The following is a 22475-nucleotide window of genomic DNA, read 5'->3' on the forward strand; positions in this document are numbered from 1 at the left end:
TTTCGCCATGATTCGTGTACCCTCACCTGCCAAATTAAATCTGTTTTTGCACATTACTGGGCGTCGTGACAACGGCTACCATGAATTGCAGACTATTTTTCAACTGATTGATTTATACGACTGGCTAGAATTTGAAGTCAATGATACTCAAAGCATTCAAATTCAGGGTTTAAACAGTGTCAATTTAGAGCAAAACCTGATTTACAAAGCCACGCAAATTTTAAAACCCTACGCGAAACAAGTCACAGGTTTAAATATTAAAATTGAGAAGCACATCCCTATGGGTGCAGGGCTTGGCGGAGGTTCATCCAATGCCGCAACCACCTTAATTGTAGTCAATCAACTTTGGCAATGTGGCTTGGATACTCAAAAACTAGCTGAACTTGGTTTACAGCTCGGAGCAGATGTACCGATCTTTGTGCATGGTCGTAATGCATGGGCAGAAGGCATTGGTGAACAGTTAACATTCATAGACTTAGCCGCAAAACAATATATTGTGTTAAAACCTGACTGTTTTATCAGCACTCAACTACTTTTTTCACAAAAAACATTGACAAGAAACACGAAGCCCACTAAATTCTGCGGCTATCAGATAAAGCCATCTGACTTTGGAAATAATTTTGAGCCTGTGGCACGAAATTTATACCCCGAAGTTGATGAAGCAATGCGTTATTTAGACCAATTTGGTCAAGCAAAGCTTACAGGTACAGGTGCTTGTGTCTTTACTGAAGTGACTGCAGAAATGAATGTAGACGACATTTTGGCACACTCACCATGTACTGCGTACGTTGTGAACAGCTTAGATGAATCTCCATTACGACATTTCACAGTACAATAGGGGTATCGCCAAGTGGTAAGGCACCGGTTTTTGATATCGGCATCCGTTGGTTCGAATCCAGCTACCCCTGCCATCTCTTTCACCTGTAGATTACTGTATTAGGGGTATCGCCAAGTGGTAAGGCACCGGTTTTTGATATCGGCATCCGTTGGTTCGAATCCAGCTACCCCTGCCATCTTACAGTGATCAAATCTAGGGGTATCGCCAAGTGGTAAGGCACCGGTTTTTGATATCGGTATCCGTTGGTTCGAATCCAGCTACCCCTGCCATTTTCTCGCATTAGACAGAACCCCCAATATTACCGCTATCCTGTTAATTTACCTTGACAGAACGCAGTAAAAATATTAAAGTTCTGCCGCATTAGGGGTATCGCCAAGTGGTAAGGCACCGGTTTTTGATATCGGCATCCGTTGGTTCGAATCCAGCTACCCCTGCCATCTATTCCTACATACACCAACCGCCAAGGGTGCTTCATGCCCAATCTTGTCGTTTTTAGTGGAACCGCGCATCCACAATTCGCTCAAAAAGTCGTAAGCCACTTGCACATTCCTTTAGGTGCTGCATCAGTTTCTACCTTCTCTGATGGTGAGATTGCTGTAGAGATTACCGAGAATGTCCGTGGTAAAGACGTATTTATCGTACAACCTACTTGTGCGCCAACCAATGACAACCTCATGGAAATCTTGGTGATGGCTGACGCGTTGCGTCGTGCAAGTGCAGGTCGTATTACTGCCGTTATTCCTTACTTCGGTTATGCCCGCCAAGACCGTCGTCCTCGTTCTACACGTGTTCCAATTACCGCTAAAGTGGTTGCAGATATGCTCACCACTGTAGGGATTGACCGTGTAGTGATGATTGACTTGCACGCAGACCAAATTCAAGGTTTCTTCGACATCCCTGTAGACAACATTTATGGTACGCCTGCGCTATTGGCTGACCTGCGTCAACAGTCACACGACAATCTCATGGTAGTTTCACCAGACGTTGGTGGTGTGGTTCGTGCGCGCGCTGTTGCAAAACAAATGGGTGATATCGATCTTGCAATTATCGATAAACGTCGTCAAAAAGCGAATGAATCACAAGTGATGCATTTGATTGGTGATGTAAAAGATCGTGACTGTGTCATTGTAGATGACATGGTGGATACTGCAGGTACATTATGCAAAGCTGCCGATGCACTTAAAACTTTTGGTGCTCGCCGCGTTGTTGCTTATGCTACCCACCCTGTACTTTCAGGCAAAGCGATTGAAAACCTGAAAAATTCTGTAATTGATGAATTGGTTGTAACTGACACTATTCCTCTTTCAGAAGAAGCGCAAGCGCTTGGCAAAATCCGTCAAGTGTCTGTTGCGAGTATGGTTGCAGAAACAATTCGTCGTATTAACAACGAAGAATCTATTAGCGCAATGTTCGATTCTTATCTATAATAGAGCGCTGAATTTTCAAAGCCCTGCCAATTGGCAGGGTTTTCTATCACTAGATTGGTCGCAGATCTAGTTTATTTAAACTCAAAATAAGGATGTCTATCATGGCAAACTTCGTATTAAACGCTCAAGCGCGTGAAGCAGCTAACCAAGGGAAAGGTGCGAGCCGCCGCCTTCGTCACGCTGCATTAGTTCCAGCTATCATTTATGGTGGCGACGCTGAGCCAGTAGCTGTTACTTTAGAACTTCGTGAGCTTGTAAAAGCTTTAGAAAGCAACGCTTTCTTTGAAGAAGTTGTAGAAATCAAAGTAGGCGACAAAGTTGAAAGCGTTAAAATCCAAGCTTTACAACGTCACCCTGCTAAAAACACACCTATGCACGCTGACTTCAAACGCGCATAAGTGTTTACGGTGTAATTAGTGGCTAATATTTCACTGATTGTTGGTTTGGGCAACCCTGGTAAAGAGTATGCCCAAACCCGCCATAATGCAGGTTTCTGGTTTGTAGAACAGCTTGCAGATCAATATGGCATTACATTAAAAGCCGATCCTAAATTTCACGGGATCAGCGGACGTGGTAATATCGAAGGTCAAGACGTTCGTCTGTTATTACCCACAACCTTTATGAATCGTTCTGGTCAAAGTGTTGTTCCCTTCGCCAAATTCTATCAAATTGCACCTGAAGCAATGCTGATTGCTCATGATGAACTGGATATGAACCCAGGGATTATTCGCCTAAAAACGGGTGGTGGTCATGGTGGACATAATGGTTTACGTGACATCGTGCCGCACACAGGTCCAAACTTCCATCGTTTACGCATTGGTATTGGGCATCCGGGTTCAAAAGAACGCGTGTCTGGTCATGTACTGAGCAAAGCACCAAGTAGCGAGCAAACTTTAATGGATGATGCACTTGCACATGCATTAGGTCGTATCAAGTTACTGGTCAATGGCGAAGTACAACAAGCCATGAATCAAATCAATGCCTATAAACCGAACTGATGAATCCACAATTGTTGAACAATCACACTTGCCATGTCGCAATTTTCAGAGCAAAATGCGCTTTCTGCTCGGAACTGACATCCAGCAAGCAGTGTTTGAATTCAACCATAAGATAAAATCTTAGGTCCACTAAGGAGACGCTCACCATGCTATCTCGTTTATTAAAATGCAAAATCCACCGTGCTTTTGTAACTCATTCAGAACTTCACTACGAAGGTTCATGTGCAATTGACGGAACACTCATGGATTTGGCTGGCATTCGTGAATATGAAGAAATCCACGTATGGAACGTGACCAATGGTAAGCGCTTCACAACTTATGCAATTCGTGGTGAAGACAACTCAGGCATCATTTCAGTCAATGGTGGTGCTGCACACCAAGCCGATGTAGGCGATATTATTATTATTGCAACCTTTGGTGACTTCACTGAAGCAGAAGCCAATGCGCACGAACCACGTTTGGTCTATGCAAACCCAGACAATACCGTGAGCCACACTGCAAACTGTATTCCTGTACAAGTGGCTTAAGCCATTCCTGTATAAAATAAAAAACTCGCAAATTTTGCGAGTTTTTTTATGGCTCAATAAAAGTCTTTCTAGTCTTTAATCGCAAGAATTACAAATTAGTCATCGTGCAAGCTATGCAATAAGCTATGGCTAATACCATCAGCCCTTAAAAATGCAAAATCATAACTTGCGGTTGCAAGCGCCAACACGCGACGCTCAAATTCCTGCCACAAAGGTCGCACTTCTTTGTAGTGAATGCCCAAGCCACTTTCATCGGTAAAATGTCGATTTTTTTCACAAATTTTCAGTGCATGATACAACTTACGCCCTTTTGAAGCATCATCACGTAAACGCACCCGCTTAGAGCGGATAAACCCTTCGACATGACGCAGGTCAGCAAAAGGCAACATAGGCACTAAAATCTGATCGAGCTGTGCATCTAAACGACGCCAAACGGCAGTGTGTTGTTCAGACGTATAACTGTTCCATTGAATCACTTCATGGTTAAAGCGACGGCAACCTCGACAGACAGCATCACCAAACACCGTAGAACAACGACCTGCACACGGGGTTAAAGTGGCAATTTGACGATCCTTACTCAACACAACACTCCAATATTTAACAACACCTGTTGGCGCATCAACATGAACACAACATTCTTCTTTGAAACGAGTGGCATCATACCCCGTTCTGCTACATTTTTAAAATGTTGTGTCGTGCTTTAAAACCATGTACCGCACTCGGTTTTCTCGCATATTCACACAAAGCAGGTTAGAATATGCGCCTTAAATTTTTGTCTTTCATCTATTGGAGTACTCCATGAACGCTACTGTAGAACAGCTTGCACCTGTAGAACAGCCAGCGACCACGACTTGGGTTGTTGCCGCACTTTATCAATTCAAAGAAGTTGCAGATCCTGCCGATCTTCAACAACGCTTATTAGATTTGGTAAATTCAATCAACCTTTGCGGTACTCTCATTGTGGCAGGTGAAGGCATTAATGGAACTGTAGCGGGTGATCGTGCCGCGATTGATCAAGTTCACCAATTTCTGTTGGATGAAGGCTTTACCGCAATGGAATACAAAGAGTCACATAGCTCTGAAAAGCCATTCCGTAAAATGAAAATCAAGCTGAAAAAAGAAATTGTGACTTTGGGTGTAGAAGTAAAACCACGTGATTTAGTCGGTCACTACCTAGACCCGAAAGAATGGAATGAACTGATTGCTCGTGACGATGTCATTCTGATTGATACCCGTAATGACTATGAATACAAAGCAGGAACGTTTAAGGGCGCAATTGACCCGAAAACCGAAACTTTCCGTGAATTTCCAGAATATGTGAAACAAAACCTAGAACAGCATAAAGATAAAAAAATTGCGATGTTCTGCACAGGCGGGATTCGTTGTGAAAAATCGACGTCATTATTGTTGCAAGAAGGTTTTACCGAGGTTTATCACTTAAAAGGTGGCGTACTTAAATACTTAGAAGAAACACCAGCAGATGAAAGCTTATGGGAAGGTGAATGTTTCGTATTTGATGGCCGTACTGCGGTGACACATGGTATGCAAGAAGGTCAAAACACCAAATGTCATGCTTGCGGTTGGCCATTACTGCCTGAAGAAGTTGAATTACCAAGCTATGAACACGGTGTATCTTGTGTGTACTGTATTGATAAAACCAGTGAGAAACAAAAAGAAGGTTTCCGTATGCGCCAATCACAAATTGCCGCAGCTAAACGTAAACGTCTGTAATCCGTACAGGCTCATACACATCAACAAGGTCTAACAAAAGCCATGTTGATGTTGTATCGACCACTCTAATCATATTGAAAAAGTCCTCATCCAGTATGGGGATTTTTTATGTCTACATATATGCTTCACGCAAGATTACATAGAACATAAAAATACAACGCTTGTTTACCAAGCATTGCGCAATATCCCCAGATTGGGTGATAGCATTCAATCAAAATAAGCCACAAAATCTGTGGCTATATTGGTGCAGATGTTCAGCACAAACTCAACATCTCCCATAACCCAAAATTCAAGGATCGTTATGTATTCCTAAATTTATATGCCGCAATCAGGAGTGACGCTATGCCTAAAACAACAATTTCAAATTCAATGCACACACTACGTTTTACGCCTGTAAAATCTGTGACTGCTACGCATAGCGCAACAATGCAAGATGGTTTGGAACATGAATCTCATACTTTTATTGTGGCTTTAGGTGCAATTTTAGGCGGTATTATTGCGGCATTTGTTGGCTATCATCTACAAGCGCATTTCTTGAATTACGCCCTGCTCTGTGCCATTCCTATACTTGTGGCATATAGCTTAAGACGTGTATATATCTATACCCTGACCCATGCAGAGCTTGATTAAATCTAAATTGCGCAAGACTTTACTGTTCGTCCAATACTGCTTAGGATAGAAGCACTTTTCTAAAGCACAACTTGCATGAACTTAACTGAATGGATTATTTCCATTATGGAACAACTGGGCTACCTTGGTATTGCCCTGTTAATGTTTCTGGATAATGTTTTTCCACCCGTTCCTTCTGAAATTATTATGCCCTCTGCAGGCTATTCTGCATCGCAAGGGCAATTACTGCTATTGGGTGTCATCATTGCAGGCTGTATCGGCTCGTTGTTCGCAGCGGCAGTGTTATATTGGGTAGGTTATCGCTGCAAACATGAAAGTATTTACCACTGGGTCAATCGCTACGGTAAATATCTATGGATTAAAGAACAAGACGTCCGAAACTCCCTGCATTGGTTTGAACAATATGGACATCGGATTGTATTTTTTGGGCGCATGATTCCCGCTATTCGTTCTCTCATCAGTATTCCTGCAGGCATGAGCCACATGCCATTTTGGAAATTTATGTTTTATAGTGGTTTAGGCACAATAATTTGGACCACTTTTTTAGCTTGCGTGGGTTATTATTTTGGTGAAAACCAACAATTGATGCAGCAAATTTTCAGTCAGGTCAGCCATGTCATTATAGGCTTGGTGCTCTTAGTCATCGCAATTATTTTATACCGTAGGCATCGCCGTAAAATGCGTGACTAATGCTTGTGTTGCTGCGCAATTGAATCAATTTTTTGGGGAAAATCAGACATGAAACCATATTTATTATTTTTTGCTGCGGTTTACAGTATTACGCTGGTCTTACTCATTACCGTATTGATTTTTGGTCTGAACTTAGGTGGCTTGACCTTGCTCCCTGCATTAATTGCCGCAGCATTCATTAGCGCAGGACATTTTGTCAAAAAAGAACAACGCTTACCGAGCAGTGATGAAAAAATTCAACTGGTTTGGGGCTCAAGTGCGGTGGCGATTATTATTGGTAGCTTCTTTGTGTTTTTCTTGGTGCTGATGAATCCGAATGCAGAAGCCATTTTAAAAGCTGCAGATAAAGCAGGACTAGCACTGGCTGCGGTGGTGATGCTGTGTTTGATTGCGATTCATGGTGCAGTTTTTCATGTTGCCTATGGTTGGTATGCGAACCGTTATTATCAAAAAAAGTACTTATAAGCTTACCTAAAGTACGTATTTCACACTGAACCGCAACATCAAACACTTAAAATCAACATCAGGCTGATATATCACACATAAATTTACGTCTGACATGCGCTGTAACTGAAATGCATTCTGAATAGGCTATAAGCCTACATTGTAGCAGCGTAGATTAAGCCTATTCATAGCGATTTATGAATATAGGAACGCTATAACGCATACAAAGATAAAAAGGTGATTCGCATGTCAGATTTTGAACGCAATGAAAAAATTGACCGTGATGTGGTTAAGAACTTACCAAAAGAAGAACGTGATCGCTTAAATGCCGATCCAATTACAGGAGAACCTGGTGCACACCCTGTCGGTACTGGTTTAGGTGCTGTTGGCGGTGCGGCTACTGGTGCAACAGTAGGTGCGCTGGGTGGTCCAGTAGGTGCTGTGGTCGGTGGTGCTGTAGGCGCTGTAGTGGGTGGTTTGGCAGGTAAAGGTGCAGCAGAAGTTGTGAACCCTACCGAAGAAGAAGCTTACTGGCGTACCAATAGCTTAAATACAACCTACTTTACAGAAACACGCAACCATTATCATGATTTAGATTATGATCGTGACTATCAAAATGCCTATCGCATTGGTTATGAAAACCGCCCACATTATGATACGCACACACGTTTCGAAGATGTTGAGCCCGATCTAAGAAGCAAATGGGAGCAAATTAAAGGCAGTTCACGCTTAACGTGGGAACAAGCTAAATTTGCTGTCAAAGATGCTTGGGATCGTGCGACACGCTAATTGGTAACATGATCATTGAAGCGCCATAATAAAAAACGCACTGCGATTTGCGCAGTGCGTTTTTTTTATGAGGATTACATATTACACAATATGTAAACCAAGCCATTAATCAGGCGTGTGGTACATCAAATATAATTCATTCAGGTTTTCAGGAATTTCTTCTGCAATTTCGTCCATTAACTGACCATTGCGACGGAAAGATTCCATTTGTGGATCTTCTTCATCAATGCCGCTAAACACCATCATTGGCAAAGTTAAATCAACCAATTGCTCTTCAAATTCAGGCGTAAACCATGCTTCTTCGTTTAAGAACATCGCATCGACAAAGCCAACGCTCCAATCACCCAAACTTGAATCAACTTCTGCTTCTTCAATTTCAAATGGAAACTCAATGCCTTCTTCATTAGCTAAACTTTGGCGAATGCTTTCTAACCAAGCCTGAATTTGCGCAATAATTTCAGCAGGCACTTTCTTTTGGTTGCCTTCAAACAATTCATTTAACCATGGGTCAAATTGAGGTCCAACTGCAATGGCACACAAGAAACCATGTGTTGCAGCGAAGTCTAGACCATACTCGTTTTGGTCACCATCTAGATATTCACTTAACAGGTCTAAATCTAAAGCAGTCATTTCAAATCCATCGGTGTCAATTTAGGGGTGTAGCATAGCATTTTCAATGCCAGATACAGTACCTGATTTTAGTCATCTTCATCGTCAAAATCGTCGTCATCGTCAAAATCATAATCAAAATCTTTGAGCTCACGTTCCAAACGACGTTGTGCGAGTAAATCATCAATCAAACGGCGCTTTTCTAAAGATTCTTTCGCGCTTATTTTGTTTGATGCCTCATCGAAATTAACATCATCATCACCGTAGTTATCATCTAGTTCAAAATCTGTAGAAGACACTAAAACTACCTCAGAATGAAAAAATGTGAAGGGTCTAGCCGCTATTTATCTGCCTTTATAAATATTGTCAAGTTTTATTTATTTTTTTCAAAAAACTGCAACATAGACAGCTTGCAACATTGCGGCAAATTTGTGTATTTATGAACAAGTTAGTATCATTATTTGAGATTCGCCCCAATCATAAAAATATTTTGCGGGCAAAAAGGAAATTGACTTGAAAAACAGTAATGAAGCCCCATATTCCTATCACATTCTTCATTCAAACATCATTTTAAAATCATGCTTGATTGATCAATTCACCCCCTATTTAAAGCGAATTGTGCTATCATGCACGGTTTTTCACTGCCACAGATTCAACGAAGAGTAAGCAAAGATGAGCGATATGAATTCCCCTACTTCGCAAGTAGCGGCTCTGATTAGCCGAGGCAAAGAGCAAGGTTACCTAACTTACGCTGAGGTTAACGATCATCTCCCGGACTCAATCACAGAAAGCGAGCAGATTGAAGACATTATTCAAATGCTTCAAGACGTCGGTATTCCTGTGCATGAACGTGCGCCTGAATCTGATGATGCAATGTTCGAGGATAATGCGGAAGCTGCCGACGAAGTTGCTGAAGAAGAAGCTGCAGCGGTACTTGCCTCTGTAGAAAATGAGCCTGGTCGCACCACAGACCCTGTGCGTATGTATATGCGTGAAATGGGTACGGTTGAGCTGTTAACGCGTGAAGGTGAAATTAGCATTGCGAAACGTATTGAAGAAGGGATTCGCGATGTACTTCACTCGATTGCCTACTGGCCAAACGCAGTGCAAGTGGTACTGCAAGAATATAAAGATTATGAAGCAGGCGAACGTCGCCTTGCCGATATTTTATCAGGTTATTTAGACCCTGAAACCGATGAAGAAATTCCAGAAGTTTTAGAAGACGAAGCCGATTTAGACAAAGAAGAAGACACCAGCAACAAACCAACCAAAGACGTCAAACTTGATGATGACGATGAGGAAGAAGAAGCTGAAGCCGAAGAAGAATCTGAAGCAGATTCAGGTCCAGACCCAGAAATTGCAAGAATGCGTTTTGGTGAATTGGAACTGGCTTATCTTGCAAAAATTGCTGCCATTGAAAAACATGGTCGTGAAAGTGCCGAAGCTCAAGAGGCTTTAGAAGCTTTAGCGACTGTATTCATGATGTTTAAATTTACGCCACGTTTATTCGATATTATTTCGGAAATGATTCGTGGTACACATGAACAAATTCGTACTGCTGAACGTGAAGTGATGCGTTATGCGGTGCGTCGTGGTCGTATGGATCGTACTCAATTCCGTACCTCATTCCCAGGTCAGGAATCTAACTTTGCTTGGTTAGACGAGCACATTGCCAAAGCACCTGCCGACCAAAAAGGCTATTTGGAAAAAGTACGTCCAGATATTTTGGCGTTCCAACAAAAAATTGCCGACATTGAAAAAGAGTTAGGCTTAGATGTTAAAGGCATCAAAGAAATTTCTAAGCGTATGGCAGTAGGCGAAGCCAAAGCCCGTCGTGCGAAAAAAGAAATGGTTGAAGCCAACTTGCGTCTGGTTATTTCGATTGCAAAAAAATACACCAACCGTGGTTTACAATTCCTAGACTTGATTCAGGAAGGTAACATCGGCTTGATGAAAGCGGTAGACAAGTTCGAATACCGTCGTGGTTATAAGTTCTCGACTTATGCAACATGGTGGATTCGTCAGGCGATTACCCGTTCTATTGCCGACCAAGCGCGTACCATTCGTATTCCAGTACACATGATCGAAACCATTAACAAGATCAACCGTGTATCGCGTCAATTGCTTCAGGAAATGGGTCGTGAACCGACTCCAGAAGAATTAGGCGAACGCTTGGAAATGGATGAAGTTAAAGTTCGTAAAGTTCTGAAAATTGCCAAAGAGCCGATTTCTATGGAAACGCCAATTGGTGATGATGAAGATTCACATTTGGGTGACTTCATTGAGGACAGCAACATCACCTCACCTGTTGATGCGGCAACCTCTGAAGGCTTAAAAGAAGCGACCCGTGAAGTGCTTGAAAACTTGACTGAACGTGAAGCCAAAGTTCTGAAAATGCGTTTTGGTATTGATATGCCAACCGATCATACTTTGGAAGAAGTTGGGAAGCAGTTTGATGTGACCCGTGAACGTATCCGTCAGATTGAAGCCAAAGCCTTACGTAAACTTCGTCACCCTTCTCGTTCTGAACACTTACGCTCGTTCTTGGAAAATGACTAAGATTGCTGCATAAATGAGCTATTGAAATTTTTAAATTCAGCCTCATTTATTCAACAAGACAAAAAACGCCTGCCCTATGCAGGCGTTTGATATAGAGATAGAGACACACGCTTATGACGTTATTCAACCGTACCCCATCTCGTGAACTACAAGAGCATCTTTGGGTGTTTCCAATGGATTACCCAATTAAACTCATTGGTGACGCGGGTGATGAACTGCGTATTGCTGTGGTTGAAATTTTAGTGAAGCACTTCCCTGAGTTTGATGCACAAAGCATCAGCATTACCCCATCACGCACAGGCAAGTATCATTCAATTACAGCACAATTGCGTTTTGAAGAATTGGAACAAGTGCATGCCATTTATGCAGATTTGGCAGCTTGCCCACTGATTAAAACTGCATTGTAATTTTGTAGATTGATTTTCAAATAACACGCTTTCGGGCGTGTTTTTTGTTTCTGCGCTGCCAAAATCTTATTCAATCCACAAATCCCCTACAGCCGCCACATTTTCGTATAATAAAATCAATTTCTTGCTTTTATGGATAGGACTGCATCACTGTGGATACTGCACAACGGCCAAACCTGATTATTCGTCAATATCATGACCTGACTGACTATCAAGCTCGCTTTCAGGAAATGAAAGACTGGACTGAACAACGTGATGCAGACAGCCCTGACCAACTCTGGATTTTGCAACATCCGAATGTACTGACCCAAGGGCAAGCAGGCAAAGCCGAACATATTTTAATGGCGACAGATATTCCTGTGGTACAGACTGATCGTGGTGGTCAAGTCACATGGCATGGCCCAGGCCAATTGGTCGCCTACTTCATGTTTGACCTGAACCGTTTAGGCTGGAATGTCCGTACTTTGGTATCTTATGCTGAAAACTTGATGATTGAGCTGCTTAAAAAATACGGCATTGAAGCCTATGCCAAAGCAGATGCACCAGGGGTATATGTCAATGAACGAAAAATTGGCTCACTGGGTTTTAAAATTCGTAAAGGCCGTAGTTATCACGGTTTAGCCCTCAATATTGATTGTGACTTGACTGGTTTTCAAAGTATCAACCCTTGCGGCTATGCAGGTTTGGAAATGGTACGTGTGATGGATTTAGTCAATGACTATCCACATTTTGAAAACTTCTGCGCAGATATCATTGAAACTTTACAAAACAGCGGTTACTTTAATGACGTTCAAGTCATTCACGTATAAATGGCTTTCTTTTCAATAAGAAATAAAATAGAGTATTTACTCTAAATAATGATTTATAACACAGGGATTCAGCGCGTGATTTCAACTAAATCTGTGAAACCCGCTTTGCAACTGGCCTATGTCAAACTCATGATGGATGTGATTGGCAGAGGTTTAGTCATGGCAAGTCAGGTCGATGAAGAAATTAAACAGGAAGTTGCAAAATTCCCCAGCAACTTTGTGTTGTCTATGAAAGTTTTTCCGAATGGTCCAGCCTTTGTTGCCAAAGTCACTGCAGATCATCAATTAGAACTGTTACAGAATACGGCACAAAAACCCGATTTAACCATTACCTTCAAACACTTAAATCATGCATTTTTAGTGTTTTCATTTCAGGAAAGTACCGCACAGGCCTTTGCGCATGACCGCATGATTGCTGATGGTGATGTGTCTTATGCAATTCGCTTGGTACGTTGCCTGAACAAAATGGAAGCACTGATCTTGCCTAAATTACTGGCAGAACTGGCGGTAAAACAATATCCGACTGAACTCAGCTTAAAAGAAAAACTATCAGGTGCAGCCAATATCTATCTAAAAGTTGCCCAATCTTATTTCAAACGGAGTGCATAACATGGCGAAGCCTTATTACGAATTTTTTTGCCCAGTCAAAGTCATTGCAGGTCATGCCGCGCTTGAACATATTCCGTTTGAATTGGCGACACTCGGTTCGCAGCGTCCAATGATCATTACCGACAAAGGTGTGCGTTCCAACAATTTGCTTGCACCGATTGAAGCGGCTTTTGAATCTACCGATGCCGTGATTGGCTATGTTTTTGATGATGTCCCGCAAGATTCAAGTGTGGCAACAGTGCGTCGTGCGGCACAGTTGTACCGTGAAAATAACTGTGATGCCATTATCGCGGTGGGTGGCGGTTCAGTAATTGACACTTCTAAAGCCACCAATATTTTAGTCAGCGAGGGCGGTGATGACTTATTGCAATATTCAGGTGCGCATAACTTACCACGCCCACTGAAACCTTTTTTTGTGATTCCAACCACATCTGGAACAGGTTCAGAAGTGACTATGGTTGCGGTGGTATCCGACACAGAAAAGAACGTCAAAATGCCATTTGCATCGTATTACTTAATGCCACATGCAGCCATTTTAGACCCGCGTATGACGCAAACTTTGCCACCACATTTAACAGCAATGACGGCTATGGATGCCATGACGCACGCCATTGAGGCTTATAGTTGCATGGCAGCCAACCCAATTTCTGATGCTTATGCCACTGCAGCAATTAAAAAAATCAGCAATAACCTGTTCAATGTATTAGACAACCCAAGCGATGAACAAGGCCGTTTGGAACTGGCACAAGCATCGACTATGGCGGGGATTGCGTTTTCAAACTCTATGGTCGGGTTGGTGCATTCCTTAGGTCATGCCTTGGGTGCAGTTGCGCATTTGCCACATGGTCTGTGCATGAATTTATTCTTGCCATACGTGTTGGAATACAACAAAGACGTCAATGCCGATAAAATTGCCGAGCTACTATTACCGTTGGCAGGCGCAGACGTCTATGCACAAACCCCTGCACATTTACGTGCCGATAAAACCATTTCGACACTCTTAGCCATTCGTGACCGCTTATATGCACTGACTAAATTGCCACGCACTTTACAAGAAACTGGTAAAGTCAGCGAAGCACAATTAGATGAAGTCGCTGAAAAAGCCCTGAACGATGGTTCGATTATTTACAACCCGAAAGAAGCCAATTTAGAAGAACTCAAAGCTATCTTAAAAAAGGCTTGGTAATTCCTACAAAATAGGCGAACATAGCCGAAAATCTAGCCTGATGTTTTTCTAAACATCGGGCTTTTCATTGGTAGACTGCTGCGTCTGATGTTTTTTCATCAATATGGCGTTTTTTCTGCTAAAAAAGAAAGCAAAGATACTGACAAAGCGCGTCATTATGGAGTAGATTGGCGCGTTTTTACTTTTTATGTAGGGGGGATTGTTCGTCTCAAACAATCCTGAACAAACATGACTGATCCTTGATCAACGATTAAGAGGATAACGCCGTTGACAAATATCTCTGGGACTCAATCGGCAGCTAAACTGCAAAAAACGCTAGGACTCTGGCACATTATTATTATTGGTTTAGCCTACATTCAACCGATGACGTTATTCGACACTTTCGGCTTAGTATCGGAAGAAAGTCATTTTCACGTACCCACATCTTATATTTTTGCACTGGTTGCCATTCTTTTAACTTCTTTAAGTTATGGTCACATGATTCGTCGTTATCCTTCTTCTGGGTCGGCGTATACCTATGCACAAAAATCGATTCATCCCAACGTTGGTTTTATGGTGGGTTGGTCATCTTGGCTAGATTATTTACTCTCACCAATGGTCAACATCATCTTGGCGGTGATTTATCTGGAAGCCTTATTCCCTGATGTGAATCACTGGATTTGGGTGGTGGTACTCACGGCATTTATGACGGGTGTCAACTTGCGTGGCGCGCGTTTTGTCGCCAACTTTAACAGTATGATCGTTTTGGTACAGTTGGTGGTCATTGGCGTATTTACATGGATGATGTACACCAAACTTCAGGCAGGCTTCAATGCCGATGGTCCAATTACTGCCGAGCAACGTTATCAGTTATGGAGCTTAGAACCTTTCTGGAATGAACTTACTTCGGTAGGCGCATTGATTACAGGTGCAACCCTACTCTGCTTCTCATTTACAGGTTTTGACTCACTCAGCTCACTTGCAGAAGAAACCAAAGACACTGAAAAAACCTTACCGAAGGCAATGTTCTTAACTGCGCTAATTGCGGGTGTAATTTTTATTGTCAGCACCTATTTCATGCAGATTTTCTTTCCGAATGAACCAGGCAGCTACTTTAAAAATATTGCTGAAACACAGCCAGAAATTCTGCTCTTGGTCGGCGGCTCGTTGTTCCAGTCATATGTGCTTGCCTTTGCTATTGTAACGGTAATGGCATCGGGTATTTCGGCTCATGCGGGCGTATCGCGTTTAATGTACGTGATGGGTCGTGATGGCGTGATCAACAAAAAAATCTTTGGTCATATCAGCCCACGCAGCTATACACCTTCATACAATATTTTAATTGTAGGTGCTGTAGCGTTAACTGCTGGTTTTATGGACTTGGATTTTGTCATTTCATTAATCAGTTTTGGTGCCCTCACCGCATTTAGCTTTGTGAATTTATCGGTGATTTCACGTTACGCGCTACGTGATGGTCGTACCAAAGGCTTTAAAGACCTTCTCAATTTTGTGATCGTACCGTTGTGCGGCTTTATTGCAGTCTTTGCTTTATGGCTCGAAGTCGATGAAACTTCATTGAAGTATGGCTTATGGTGGGCAATGTTTGGGGTTTTATACCTCGGTTATAAAACCAAAGGCTTTAAACACCCTGCTCCGCAGCACAATGAGTTTGATGATCGCTAAGACAAATAGCATCTCAACCTCTTAAGATCAGGCGCTTTATGCGCCTTTTCTTATGCCTCAAATGGATTGCAGCGTTAAATCAGCAAAATAGCGAAAACAAAAAAGCTGAGTACAGTTTTGTCTCAGCTTTTTATCTATCAATTGTACGCATTGATGCTAAAGATCGCATTAAATTTGAAATGAATTGATGCTCAAATTAGAGCAATGCTTTAAAACCTTGCTGACGCCATGCCTCATACACAATCACAGCCGTTGCATTAGACAAGTTTAAACTGCGTGAGTTTTCTGCCATGGGTAAACGAATCCAGTGCTGCTGCGGAAACAACATGCGTACTGCTTCTGGCAAACCACGTGTTTCAGGCCCCATCAACAAGGCAACAGGTCGGTTTAAATCCGAAGTATGTGGTGTTTCTGTGCCTTTGGTGGTTAATGGATAAATCGCATCCAACCCCACGCCTTTGCTGTCTAAATTAGCCAAGCATTGCTCAAGATTGTCCCAAATTTGCATACGTGCCCATTCGTGATAATCCAAACCTGCACGTTTCAGCTTTTTATCATCCAGCTCAAAACCTAATGGCTTAATCAAATGTAATTGCGCACCTGTATTGGCACACAAACGAATGATATTTCCTGTATTGGCTGGAATTTCAGGCTCATATAAAACAACGTGGATCACAAATTTTCTCTACTTTTCACAATCCCTCCCCAGCTCCCTTTAGAAAATGTAGGAACTCCCCTCTTTTTAAAAGAGGGGTTGGGGGAGATTCATTACCATTTCAACTGTTCACGTAAATTGACCACTTCACCAATAATGGTCAAGGTAGGCGCCTGAATGTGGTGCTGTGCGACTTTACTGGCAATATCCGCCAACGTCCCCACCACCACTTTTTGTTCAGGGGTCGTGCCTTTAGAAATTAAGGCGACAGGCATATCCGCCCGTTGTCCATGTGCAATCAGTTTTTCACAAATGCTTTCTAAGCCAACCAAGCCCATATACAGCACCAAAGTCTGGTGTTCATACACCAATTCTGACCACGGCAATTCAGGCGAACCTTCTTTTAAATGCCCAGTAAGGAAACGCACACTTTGCGCATAATCTCGATGAGTCAGTGGAATACCTGCATAAGCCGAACAGCCCGAGGCTGCGGTGATGCCCGGTACGACCTGAAATGACACACCTGCTTCATACAATTCTTGAATTTCTTCACCGCCACGCCCAAAAATAAACGGATCGCCACCTTTTAAACGGCAAACTCGCTTACCTGCTTGTGCATATTTCACCAATAATGCATTGATGCCTTCTTGCGGTACAGCATGGTTAGAACGTGCTTTTCCGACATAGACTTTTTCGGCATCACGGCGACACAATTCTAAAATAGGTGCAGACACCAAACGATCATAAATCACCACATCGGCTTGCTGCATTAAACGCAAGGCTTTTAAGGTCAGTAACTCAGGATCACCTGGCCCTGCACCAACCAAATACACCTCGCCTTTCGGTGTTTGCCATTCCGCTAAAGCCTGTTGGATACTTTGGTTTGCAGCGTCAAGATTGTCGTTGAACACCTGTTCTTTAAGAGGACTGGCATATAGCTCCTCCCAAAAAATACGGCGCTCATCTGGATTTACAATTTTCTGTTTTACTGCGGCACGCCACTGACCTGAAAACTCTGCCAGTTTGCCCATACCATGCGGAATGGTACTTTCCAGTTGTGTACGAATTTGACGTGACAATACAGGCGATGTGCCATTACTCGCGACTGAAATCACCAAAGGCGAACGGTCAATGATGGCAGGCACCATAAAACGGCAATGTGGTGGATCATCAACACTATTGACCAGCACATTTTCGGCTTCGCAAGCTGCAAAAACTTGCTGATTGACCAAATTGTTATCCGTTGCAGCAATCACCAAACGATAGTGACGTAACGCAGTAGATGGACTAAAAACATCCTGTACATACTGCCCCTGACTTTGTTGCACCAGTTGCAATAAATTGACATCAATTTCAGGGGCAAGCACATCAACTTTTGCGCCCGCTTTAGCCAGTAACACCGCTTTGCGATAAGCAATATGCCCACCGCCCACAATCAGACAAGGTTGCTGCTGCAACTTTAACGAGATTGGAAAAATATCCACACTAAACCTCAATATTTAAATCTGATTGTAAGCAATTTCATCCTAAGTCGACCTGCACTCAACTTAGTCAATAAACTCTAAACCGCCCATGTACGGACGTAATACTGCAGGAATTTCAATCGAACCATCGGCACGTTGATAGTTTTCCATAACAGCTAATAAAGTACGTCCTACCGCCAAACCTGAACCGTTTAATGTATGCACAAATTCAGTTTTCTTTTGGTCGGCACGGTAGCGTGCTTTCATACGACGCGCTTGGAAATCCCCCATGTTTGAGCATGATGAAATTTCACGGTAAGTGTTTTGACTTGGCACCCAAACTTCTAAGTCATAGGTTTTGGTTGCGCCAAAGCCCATATCGCCACCACATAGAATAATTTTACGGTACGGTAAACCAAGTGCCTGCAAAATACCTTCTGCATGTCCAGTCAATTCTTCTAAAGCCTGCATTGAGGTTTCTGGTTTTACAATCTGCACCATTTCGACTTTATCAAATTGGTGTTGGCGGATTAAACCACGAGTATCGCGACCATAAGAACCTGCTTCGCTGCGGAAACAAGGGGTATGAGCGGCATATTTTAATGGCAAGCGTTCAGGATCAATGATTTCATCACGCACAAAGTTGGTTACTGGAACTTCGGCAGTTGGAATTAGATAGTATTCTTTTTCACCTTGTAGCTTGAACAAATCTTCTTCAAATTTAGGCAGCTGACCAGTACCACGCAATGAATCTGCATTGACCAAATACGGTACATACGCTTCGGTATAACCATTTTGAACAGTATGCGTATCTAACATGAACTGTGTAATCGCACGTTGTAAACGCGCCAATGGCCCTTTCAGAACGCTAAAACGAGAACCTGTTAATTTGGTTGCAGTTTCAAATTCCAAACCACCCATCATTTCGCCAAGGTGGGTATGATCTTTAATTTCAAAATCAAACTGGCGTGGTGTGCCCCATTTCAATACTTCCACATTATCAGCTTCATCTTTACCTTCAGGCACAGACTCATCTGGCAAGTTTGGAATAGACAATGATTTAGCTTCTAACTCATCTTGTAACTCTGCCAAAGCCACTTCAGCGGCTTTGATTTCATCGCCAATAGCAGCCATGCGAGCCATAATTTCAGAAGCATCACCACCTGCTTTTTTAATCTGACCGACTTGTTTTGCGCCCGAATTACGCTCTGCCTGTAATGCTTCGGTTTTAGATTGCAATTCTTTACGACGTGCTTCAAGTGCTGCCCACTCTGCCACATCTAATTGCACACCACGTTTTGCCAAGGCTAAATTTACAGCCTCAATATTATTTCTGAGTAATTTCGGGTCAATCATAGCCAATCTTGGAATAAGAAAAAAACTGGCTATAGTGTAAGCGCTTCGGGTTAAAAAATACAGTAACCCGATTCACGGCTGCACCTTATTACAGCAATCTCTGCGTATTTTTGTGCAATTTTATTGGCTAGGATACTGCGGCAAACTTGGCAAATATTCAGGCTTAATTAATTTTTCCGTCGCATAGTAAGGCAGAATCAACTCAGGCATACCTTCTGCATAAGATGCTAATTCATACAACGGATAGACAAAGACCAAACCATTAGCGCCATAATAAAAATTATCGCTCAATTTAAACTTTTCACGGGAAATATCATGTTCATTTAACCAATTATAATTATGGTTAAACAATTCTTCGGTCATTTTGGCTTCCGTATTGGGCAGCATAATATCTTGCAACGCCAAACGCTTTTTCTGTTTTAAATCAAAAGTCACAAATTCTTGGTGATGGATACCATGCGCCGCACCCGCAGGGTAACTGTAGCTTTGCAAACTAAACGTCGCTAAATTGGCATGTTGCCCGATATATCGCACATAGCTTGAACTCTGACTCAGCCGCATAGGATCAGTTTCTTCTACCTTTGGCGTTTCAGTTGATGCCACAGCTTTTGAAAATGCAATTGGGTCTGCCTTTTGCAAGCGCTGCATAAAATATTCATCAATCCACGCCACATTGGTTTTTACCGTCTGAATATCGTAAGCAGTACAACCACCTTCATCACAAATTTGCTGTTGTGGCAATTTAAGCGCCACCACTTTAGCTTGAATCACAGGAATCTCGGCTGTGACAGATGCAGGCGCAGCTTGCTCAGTTTCGGTTTTAGAAGTTGCCTCACTCTTTGGCTGACATGCAGTCAACAACAGAACCGAACTTAAAGCGACAGCACCCAAAAACACCTGTGATTTTAAATATTGCATTAAATTCCCCTTCTACCACGATTCATAAAGTCCAATGATTAGAAATGCAAACCTGCACAAATCTTGCGATAAAATTGCTTCAATTGAATTAGTCAAGACTATAGATAACTCTCGCTGTTCAATCCTAGAGCAGTTGTGTAACGGAATAATCGGTGGATAAAACTGTTTAAAATTACTACTCAAATTTTTGCGTGATTATTTTTATTTTTTCATTATAAATCAAAATATTGATAACACATCATTAGTGCAAAATGATGATCTGTGATGACTCAGTCTATATCCTGCATATTGCAAAATGTGAATTATCCCAAGATTTATCCACAGAAATTGTGGATTTCTCGGGAAGAATATTCAAATAAATTTCCGCTATGCTGAAGCTGAAAACCTTCTCCCTGTGGGAGAAGGCTAGAAAGGGACAGCAAATTATGCTTAAAAAACAACGTACGGAAGCATTCGATTATTGATCAATAATGTCCGTGCCTTTTGGTGGAGTAAAATTAAAAGTTGAGGCTGGTATCGCCGCATTGACTTTCACATTGTTAAAACGCACGTGCGTGGTTTGTCCCAATGAATCCTGCAAAATCATTAAGGTTGGCGCGTTACGTGCACCAAAACTAATGGTTAAACTTTGAAATACGCCATCATCACTTTTTGGATATAAGGTGTAATAGGTTTTTGATTTATTCGGCTGGGTCACACGATACGACTGCATGATTTGATTGGTATTGCCCGAAAGCAACAACGCAGGCGTATTTGCCACTTGATCATCTAGGCTTTGGCGTACAGCTTGTTGTAAGTCTGGGTCATAAATCCATACGGTTTTACCCGTAGTCACAATTGTTTGTTTGGCTGGACTGGTGGTTTCCCAAAAGAATTTACCCGGACGCTCAACTTTCATAACCCCTTTAAAATTCTGGTTCATGTGCTGTGCCGATAAACCACGGTTTGGCAAAGCCTTGCCATTGTTGCTAACTTTTGTGGTTTGCTCAAAATTGGCGGTAAAACTTTTAATACCATTCAATTGTTTAACAAGGTTTGCTGTCGCTTGTTGCTCCGATGCTGCCACTGGCGCAGCAAACACTGTAGTACTCATGATTGGCGCTAAAGTGGTTGCACCCAATGCCACAGCACACATCGTTTTACGAAGCATATTCATAGATTCACCTTTTTATATTTGCTCAATCGCAATGTTTTGGATGTCCCATCTTAAACCAATTTCTGGCGCTAATATGATAGAAAATAAGAAGTTTTGTATGCTTATTAATATAAAATGTAGAAATTTATCCATCATGATGAAGAACTAAAAGTTATCCTTTGACCCTAATTTTCCATCATACAAGCATAAAAAAACCCACAATCACTTGTGGGTTTTTTCACTATTTCAGCTTACGCTTCAACAGATACGTAGCGACGGCCAAATTGACCTTTCACTTCGAATTTTACTACGCCGTCAGCAGTAGCAAATAAAGTATGGTCACGGCCCATACCTACGTTTGCACCAGCGTGGAATTCTGTACCACGTTGACGAACGATGATGTTACCAGCAGTTACAGTTTGACCACCGTAAACTTTAACACCTAACATCTTAGGATTCGAATCACGACCGTTCTTAGTCGATCCACCGGCTTTTTTAGTTGCCATGTCTATTTACTCCTAGTGATTAGCCTGCAATACCAGTAATTTTCAACTCGGTAAACCATTGACGGTGACCTTGTTGCTTACGGTAGTGTTTACGACGACGCATTTTAACAATACGGATTTTGTCGTGACGACCATGACCAACCACTTCTGCAGTTACTTTAGCGCCAGCAACAACTGGAGCACCGATTTGAACGTTGTCACCGTTTACAACCATTAATACGTCATCAAACGTAATAGTTGCGCCAGTTTCAGCTTTCAATAATTCAACTTTAAGGGTTTCACCCTCAACAACACGGTGCTGTTTACCACCGCTTTGGATTACTGCGTACATAATGTACTCCAAACATGCCCGTGTCGTCGTGCCGATAAAGGGATATATCGATCTTAAAACGAACGCCACTGGGGGTTATTCAAGGGCAAAGATTTTAAGCGATATTCGCACAAACAACAAGCCATTTACGGCAATTATTGCACAACAAGGTTGATTATTTAATACCCAGCCGCGTAAATGACTTTCTGCAGCCTCA

26 protein-coding genes and 4 tRNA genes are annotated in these 22475 nt (G+C 42.2%); 20 read left to right on the forward strand and 10 right to left on the reverse strand.

Annotated features, from left to right (window positions below):
* Positions 1-7 precede the first annotated feature (7 nt).
* The 9 genes from ispE (at position 8) to panD (ending at position 3790) form a co-directional block, all read left to right on the forward strand.
* On the forward strand, positions 8-838 hold the full coding sequence (ispE, locus tag FTV43_RS01370) for a 4-(cytidine 5'-diphospho)-2-C-methyl-D-erythritol kinase (protein ID WP_179994698.1): 831 nt from the start codon (positions 8-10) through the stop codon (positions 836-838).
* Positions 837-911 (forward strand) — tRNA-Gln (locus FTV43_RS01375). Before ispE ends, FTV43_RS01375 begins: the two co-directional genes overlap by 2 nt.
* A 27-nt stretch (positions 912-938) precedes the next feature.
* A tRNA-Gln gene (locus FTV43_RS01380) sits at positions 939-1013 on the forward strand.
* A 19-nt stretch (positions 1014-1032) separates the two neighbouring features.
* Positions 1033-1107, forward strand: a tRNA-Gln gene (locus FTV43_RS01385).
* A gap of 93 nt (positions 1108-1200) precedes the next feature.
* Positions 1201-1275, forward strand: a tRNA-Gln gene (locus FTV43_RS01390).
* 36 nt (positions 1276-1311) lie between these two features.
* Complete coding sequence (locus FTV43_RS01395; RefSeq protein ID WP_004972226.1) at positions 1312-2265, forward strand: ribose-phosphate pyrophosphokinase; 954 nt, start codon at positions 1312-1314, stop codon at positions 2263-2265.
* A gap of 101 nt (positions 2266-2366) precedes the next feature.
* A complete protein-coding gene (gene rplY / locus FTV43_RS01400; protein ID WP_168418024.1) occupies positions 2367-2663 on the forward strand; it encodes a 50S ribosomal protein L25 in 297 nt (98 codons plus the stop codon).
* A gap of 18 nt (positions 2664-2681) precedes the next feature.
* Entirely contained in the window at positions 2682-3263 is a 582-nt protein-coding gene (gene pth, locus FTV43_RS01405) for an aminoacyl-tRNA hydrolase (RefSeq protein WP_178318531.1), read from the forward strand.
* A gap of 146 nt (positions 3264-3409) precedes the next feature.
* A complete protein-coding gene (gene panD, locus FTV43_RS01410) occupies positions 3410-3790 on the forward strand; it encodes an aspartate 1-decarboxylase (RefSeq protein ID WP_179994699.1) in 381 nt (126 codons plus the stop codon).
* A gap of 95 nt (positions 3791-3885) precedes the next feature.
* On the opposite strand, the gene FTV43_RS01415 is transcribed toward panD, so the two are convergent.
* Entirely contained in the window at positions 3886-4371 is a 486-nt protein-coding gene (locus FTV43_RS01415; protein WP_004972234.1) for a DUF1289 domain-containing protein, read from the reverse strand.
* Between the two features lie 217 nt (positions 4372-4588).
* Between FTV43_RS01415 and FTV43_RS01420 the strand changes: the two genes are divergently transcribed.
* From FTV43_RS01420 to FTV43_RS01440, 5 genes are all read left to right on the forward strand, one after another.
* Entirely contained in the window at positions 4589-5521 is a 933-nt protein-coding gene (locus tag FTV43_RS01420) for a rhodanese-related sulfurtransferase (RefSeq protein ID WP_004972236.1), read from the forward strand.
* 342 nt (positions 5522-5863) lie between these two features.
* Complete coding sequence (locus FTV43_RS01425) at positions 5864-6151, forward strand: hypothetical protein (RefSeq protein WP_096901025.1); 288 nt, start codon at positions 5864-5866, stop codon at positions 6149-6151.
* A 75-nt stretch (positions 6152-6226) separates the two neighbouring features.
* Positions 6227-6841 (forward strand): DedA family protein, encoded by a 615-nt coding sequence (locus FTV43_RS01430; RefSeq protein ID WP_004972240.1) that lies wholly within the window; start codon positions 6227-6229, stop codon positions 6839-6841.
* Between the two features lie 48 nt (positions 6842-6889).
* Positions 6890-7306 (forward strand): ABZJ_00895 family protein, encoded by a 417-nt coding sequence (locus FTV43_RS01435; RefSeq protein ID WP_004972241.1) that lies wholly within the window; start codon positions 6890-6892, stop codon positions 7304-7306.
* A gap of 225 nt (positions 7307-7531) precedes the next feature.
* Positions 7532-8074 carry a hypothetical protein gene (locus FTV43_RS01440; protein ID WP_096901027.1) on the forward strand — a complete coding sequence of 181 codons (543 nt, stop codon included), beginning with the start codon at positions 7532-7534 and terminating at the stop codon, positions 8072-8074.
* 105 nt (positions 8075-8179) lie between these two features.
* On the opposite strand, the gene FTV43_RS01445 is transcribed toward FTV43_RS01440, so the two are convergent.
* Positions 8180-8704: a YecA family protein gene (locus FTV43_RS01445; protein ID WP_004972244.1), complete on the reverse strand. Its 525-nt coding sequence runs from the start codon at positions 8702-8704 to the stop codon at positions 8180-8182.
* 68 nt (positions 8705-8772) lie between these two features.
* Positions 8773-8982, reverse strand: a complete 210-nt coding sequence (locus FTV43_RS01450; protein WP_004972246.1) for a PA3496 family putative envelope integrity protein — start codon at positions 8980-8982, stop codon at positions 8773-8775.
* Between the two features lie 373 nt (positions 8983-9355).
* Between FTV43_RS01450 and rpoD the strand changes: the two genes are divergently transcribed.
* From rpoD to FTV43_RS01480, 6 genes are all read left to right on the forward strand, one after another.
* Entirely contained in the window at positions 9356-11242 is a 1887-nt protein-coding gene (gene rpoD, locus FTV43_RS01455) for an RNA polymerase sigma factor RpoD (protein WP_179994700.1), read from the forward strand.
* 113 nt (positions 11243-11355) lie between these two features.
* Positions 11356-11649 carry a YbeD family protein gene (locus tag FTV43_RS01460; protein WP_019837061.1) on the forward strand — a complete coding sequence of 98 codons (294 nt, stop codon included), beginning with the start codon at positions 11356-11358 and terminating at the stop codon, positions 11647-11649.
* A 152-nt stretch (positions 11650-11801) separates the two neighbouring features.
* The gene (gene lipB / locus FTV43_RS01465; RefSeq protein WP_004972253.1) at positions 11802-12458 is read left to right on the forward strand and encodes a lipoyl(octanoyl) transferase LipB; all 657 of its coding nucleotides are present in this window, start codon (positions 11802-11804) and stop codon (positions 12456-12458) included.
* A gap of 75 nt (positions 12459-12533) precedes the next feature.
* Positions 12534-13067: a hypothetical protein gene (locus FTV43_RS01470; protein ID WP_026438100.1), complete on the forward strand. Its 534-nt coding sequence runs from the start codon at positions 12534-12536 to the stop codon at positions 13065-13067.
* A gap of 1 nt (position 13068) precedes the next feature.
* Positions 13069-14253, forward strand: coding sequence for an iron-containing alcohol dehydrogenase (locus FTV43_RS01475; protein WP_019837059.1), 1185 nt, complete (start codon positions 13069-13071; stop codon positions 14251-14253).
* Positions 14254-14520: 267 nt separating this feature from the next.
* Positions 14521-15915, forward strand: a complete 1395-nt coding sequence (locus FTV43_RS01480) for an APC family permease (RefSeq protein ID WP_178866175.1) — start codon at positions 14521-14523, stop codon at positions 15913-15915.
* Positions 15916-16111: 196 nt separating this feature from the next.
* Here the strand turns inward: FTV43_RS01480 and FTV43_RS01485 are convergent, their stop codons facing one another.
* The 7 genes from FTV43_RS01485 to rplU all read right to left on the reverse strand — a co-directional run bounded on the left by FTV43_RS01485 (position 16112) and on the right by rplU (position 22279).
* The gene (locus tag FTV43_RS01485; protein WP_136144597.1) at positions 16112-16591 is read right to left on the reverse strand and encodes a tRNA (cytidine(34)-2'-O)-methyltransferase; all 480 of its coding nucleotides are present in this window, start codon (positions 16589-16591) and stop codon (positions 16112-16114) included.
* A gap of 92 nt (positions 16592-16683) precedes the next feature.
* The gene (cysG, locus tag FTV43_RS01490; protein WP_131260688.1) at positions 16684-18054 is read right to left on the reverse strand and encodes a siroheme synthase CysG; all 1371 of its coding nucleotides are present in this window, start codon (positions 18052-18054) and stop codon (positions 16684-16686) included.
* Positions 18055-18117: 63 nt separating this feature from the next.
* The gene (gene serS, locus FTV43_RS01495) at positions 18118-19389 is read right to left on the reverse strand and encodes a serine--tRNA ligase (RefSeq protein ID WP_179994701.1); all 1272 of its coding nucleotides are present in this window, start codon (positions 19387-19389) and stop codon (positions 18118-18120) included.
* Positions 19390-19509: 120 nt separating this feature from the next.
* Entirely contained in the window at positions 19510-20307 is a 798-nt protein-coding gene (locus FTV43_RS01500; RefSeq protein WP_179994702.1) for an RsiV family protein, read from the reverse strand.
* A gap of 457 nt (positions 20308-20764) precedes the next feature.
* Positions 20765-21463, reverse strand: coding sequence for an outer membrane lipoprotein chaperone LolA (lolA, locus tag FTV43_RS01505; RefSeq protein WP_096902723.1), 699 nt, complete (start codon positions 21461-21463; stop codon positions 20765-20767).
* Between the two features lie 230 nt (positions 21464-21693).
* On the reverse strand, positions 21694-21948 hold the full coding sequence (rpmA, locus tag FTV43_RS01510) for a 50S ribosomal protein L27 (protein ID WP_004760935.1): 255 nt from the start codon (positions 21946-21948) through the stop codon (positions 21694-21696).
* Between the two features lie 19 nt (positions 21949-21967).
* Positions 21968-22279, reverse strand: coding sequence for a 50S ribosomal protein L21 (rplU, locus tag FTV43_RS01515; protein ID WP_004972275.1), 312 nt, complete (start codon positions 22277-22279; stop codon positions 21968-21970).
* Between the last annotated feature and the right edge of the window lie 196 nt (positions 22280-22475).

This window comes from Acinetobacter sp. YH16053, from assembly GCF_013417035.1.
In the GTDB taxonomy this organism is placed as follows: domain Bacteria; phylum Pseudomonadota; class Gammaproteobacteria; order Pseudomonadales; family Moraxellaceae; genus Acinetobacter; species Acinetobacter towneri.

What these genes read in the sequence shown, in the direction of transcription:
- ispE (WP_179994698.1), top strand. Translation starts at nt 8, where the DNA reads ATGATTCGTGTACCCTCACCTGCCAAATTAAATCTGTTTTTGCACATT.
- FTV43_RS01395 (WP_004972226.1), top strand. Translation starts at nt 1,312, where the DNA reads ATGCCCAATCTTGTCGTTTTTAGTGGAACCGCGCATCCACAATTCGCT.
- rplY (WP_168418024.1), top strand. Translation starts at nt 2,367, where the DNA reads ATGGCAAACTTCGTATTAAACGCTCAAGCGCGTGAAGCAGCTAACCAA.
- panD (WP_179994699.1), top strand. Translation starts at nt 3,410, where the DNA reads ATGCTATCTCGTTTATTAAAATGCAAAATCCACCGTGCTTTTGTAACT.
- FTV43_RS01420 (WP_004972236.1), top strand. Translation starts at nt 4,589, where the DNA reads ATGAACGCTACTGTAGAACAGCTTGCACCTGTAGAACAGCCAGCGACC.
- FTV43_RS01425 (WP_096901025.1), top strand. Translation starts at nt 5,864, where the DNA reads ATGCCTAAAACAACAATTTCAAATTCAATGCACACACTACGTTTTACG.
- FTV43_RS01430 (WP_004972240.1), top strand. Translation starts at nt 6,227, where the DNA reads ATGAACTTAACTGAATGGATTATTTCCATTATGGAACAACTGGGCTAC.
- FTV43_RS01435 (WP_004972241.1), top strand. Translation starts at nt 6,890, where the DNA reads ATGAAACCATATTTATTATTTTTTGCTGCGGTTTACAGTATTACGCTG.
- FTV43_RS01440 (WP_096901027.1), top strand. Translation starts at nt 7,532, where the DNA reads ATGTCAGATTTTGAACGCAATGAAAAAATTGACCGTGATGTGGTTAAG.
- FTV43_RS01445 (WP_004972244.1), bottom strand. Translation starts at nt 8,704, where the DNA reads ATGACTGCTTTAGATTTAGACCTGTTAAGTGAATATCTAGATGGTGAC.
- rpoD (WP_179994700.1), top strand. Translation starts at nt 9,356, where the DNA reads ATGAGCGATATGAATTCCCCTACTTCGCAAGTAGCGGCTCTGATTAGC.
- FTV43_RS01460 (WP_019837061.1), top strand. Translation starts at nt 11,356, where the DNA reads ATGACGTTATTCAACCGTACCCCATCTCGTGAACTACAAGAGCATCTT.
- FTV43_RS01475 (WP_019837059.1), top strand. Translation starts at nt 13,069, where the DNA reads ATGGCGAAGCCTTATTACGAATTTTTTTGCCCAGTCAAAGTCATTGCA.
- serS (WP_179994701.1), bottom strand. Translation starts at nt 19,389, where the DNA reads ATGATTGACCCGAAATTACTCAGAAATAATATTGAGGCTGTAAATTTA.
- FTV43_RS01500 (WP_179994702.1), bottom strand. Translation starts at nt 20,307, where the DNA reads ATGCAATATTTAAAATCACAGGTGTTTTTGGGTGCTGTCGCTTTAAGT.
- lolA (WP_096902723.1), bottom strand. Translation starts at nt 21,463, where the DNA reads ATGAATATGCTTCGTAAAACGATGTGTGCTGTGGCATTGGGTGCAACC.
- rpmA (WP_004760935.1), bottom strand. Translation starts at nt 21,948, where the DNA reads ATGGCAACTAAAAAAGCCGGTGGATCGACTAAGAACGGTCGTGATTCG.
- rplU (WP_004972275.1), bottom strand. Translation starts at nt 22,279, where the DNA reads ATGTACGCAGTAATCCAAAGCGGTGGTAAACAGCACCGTGTTGTTGAG.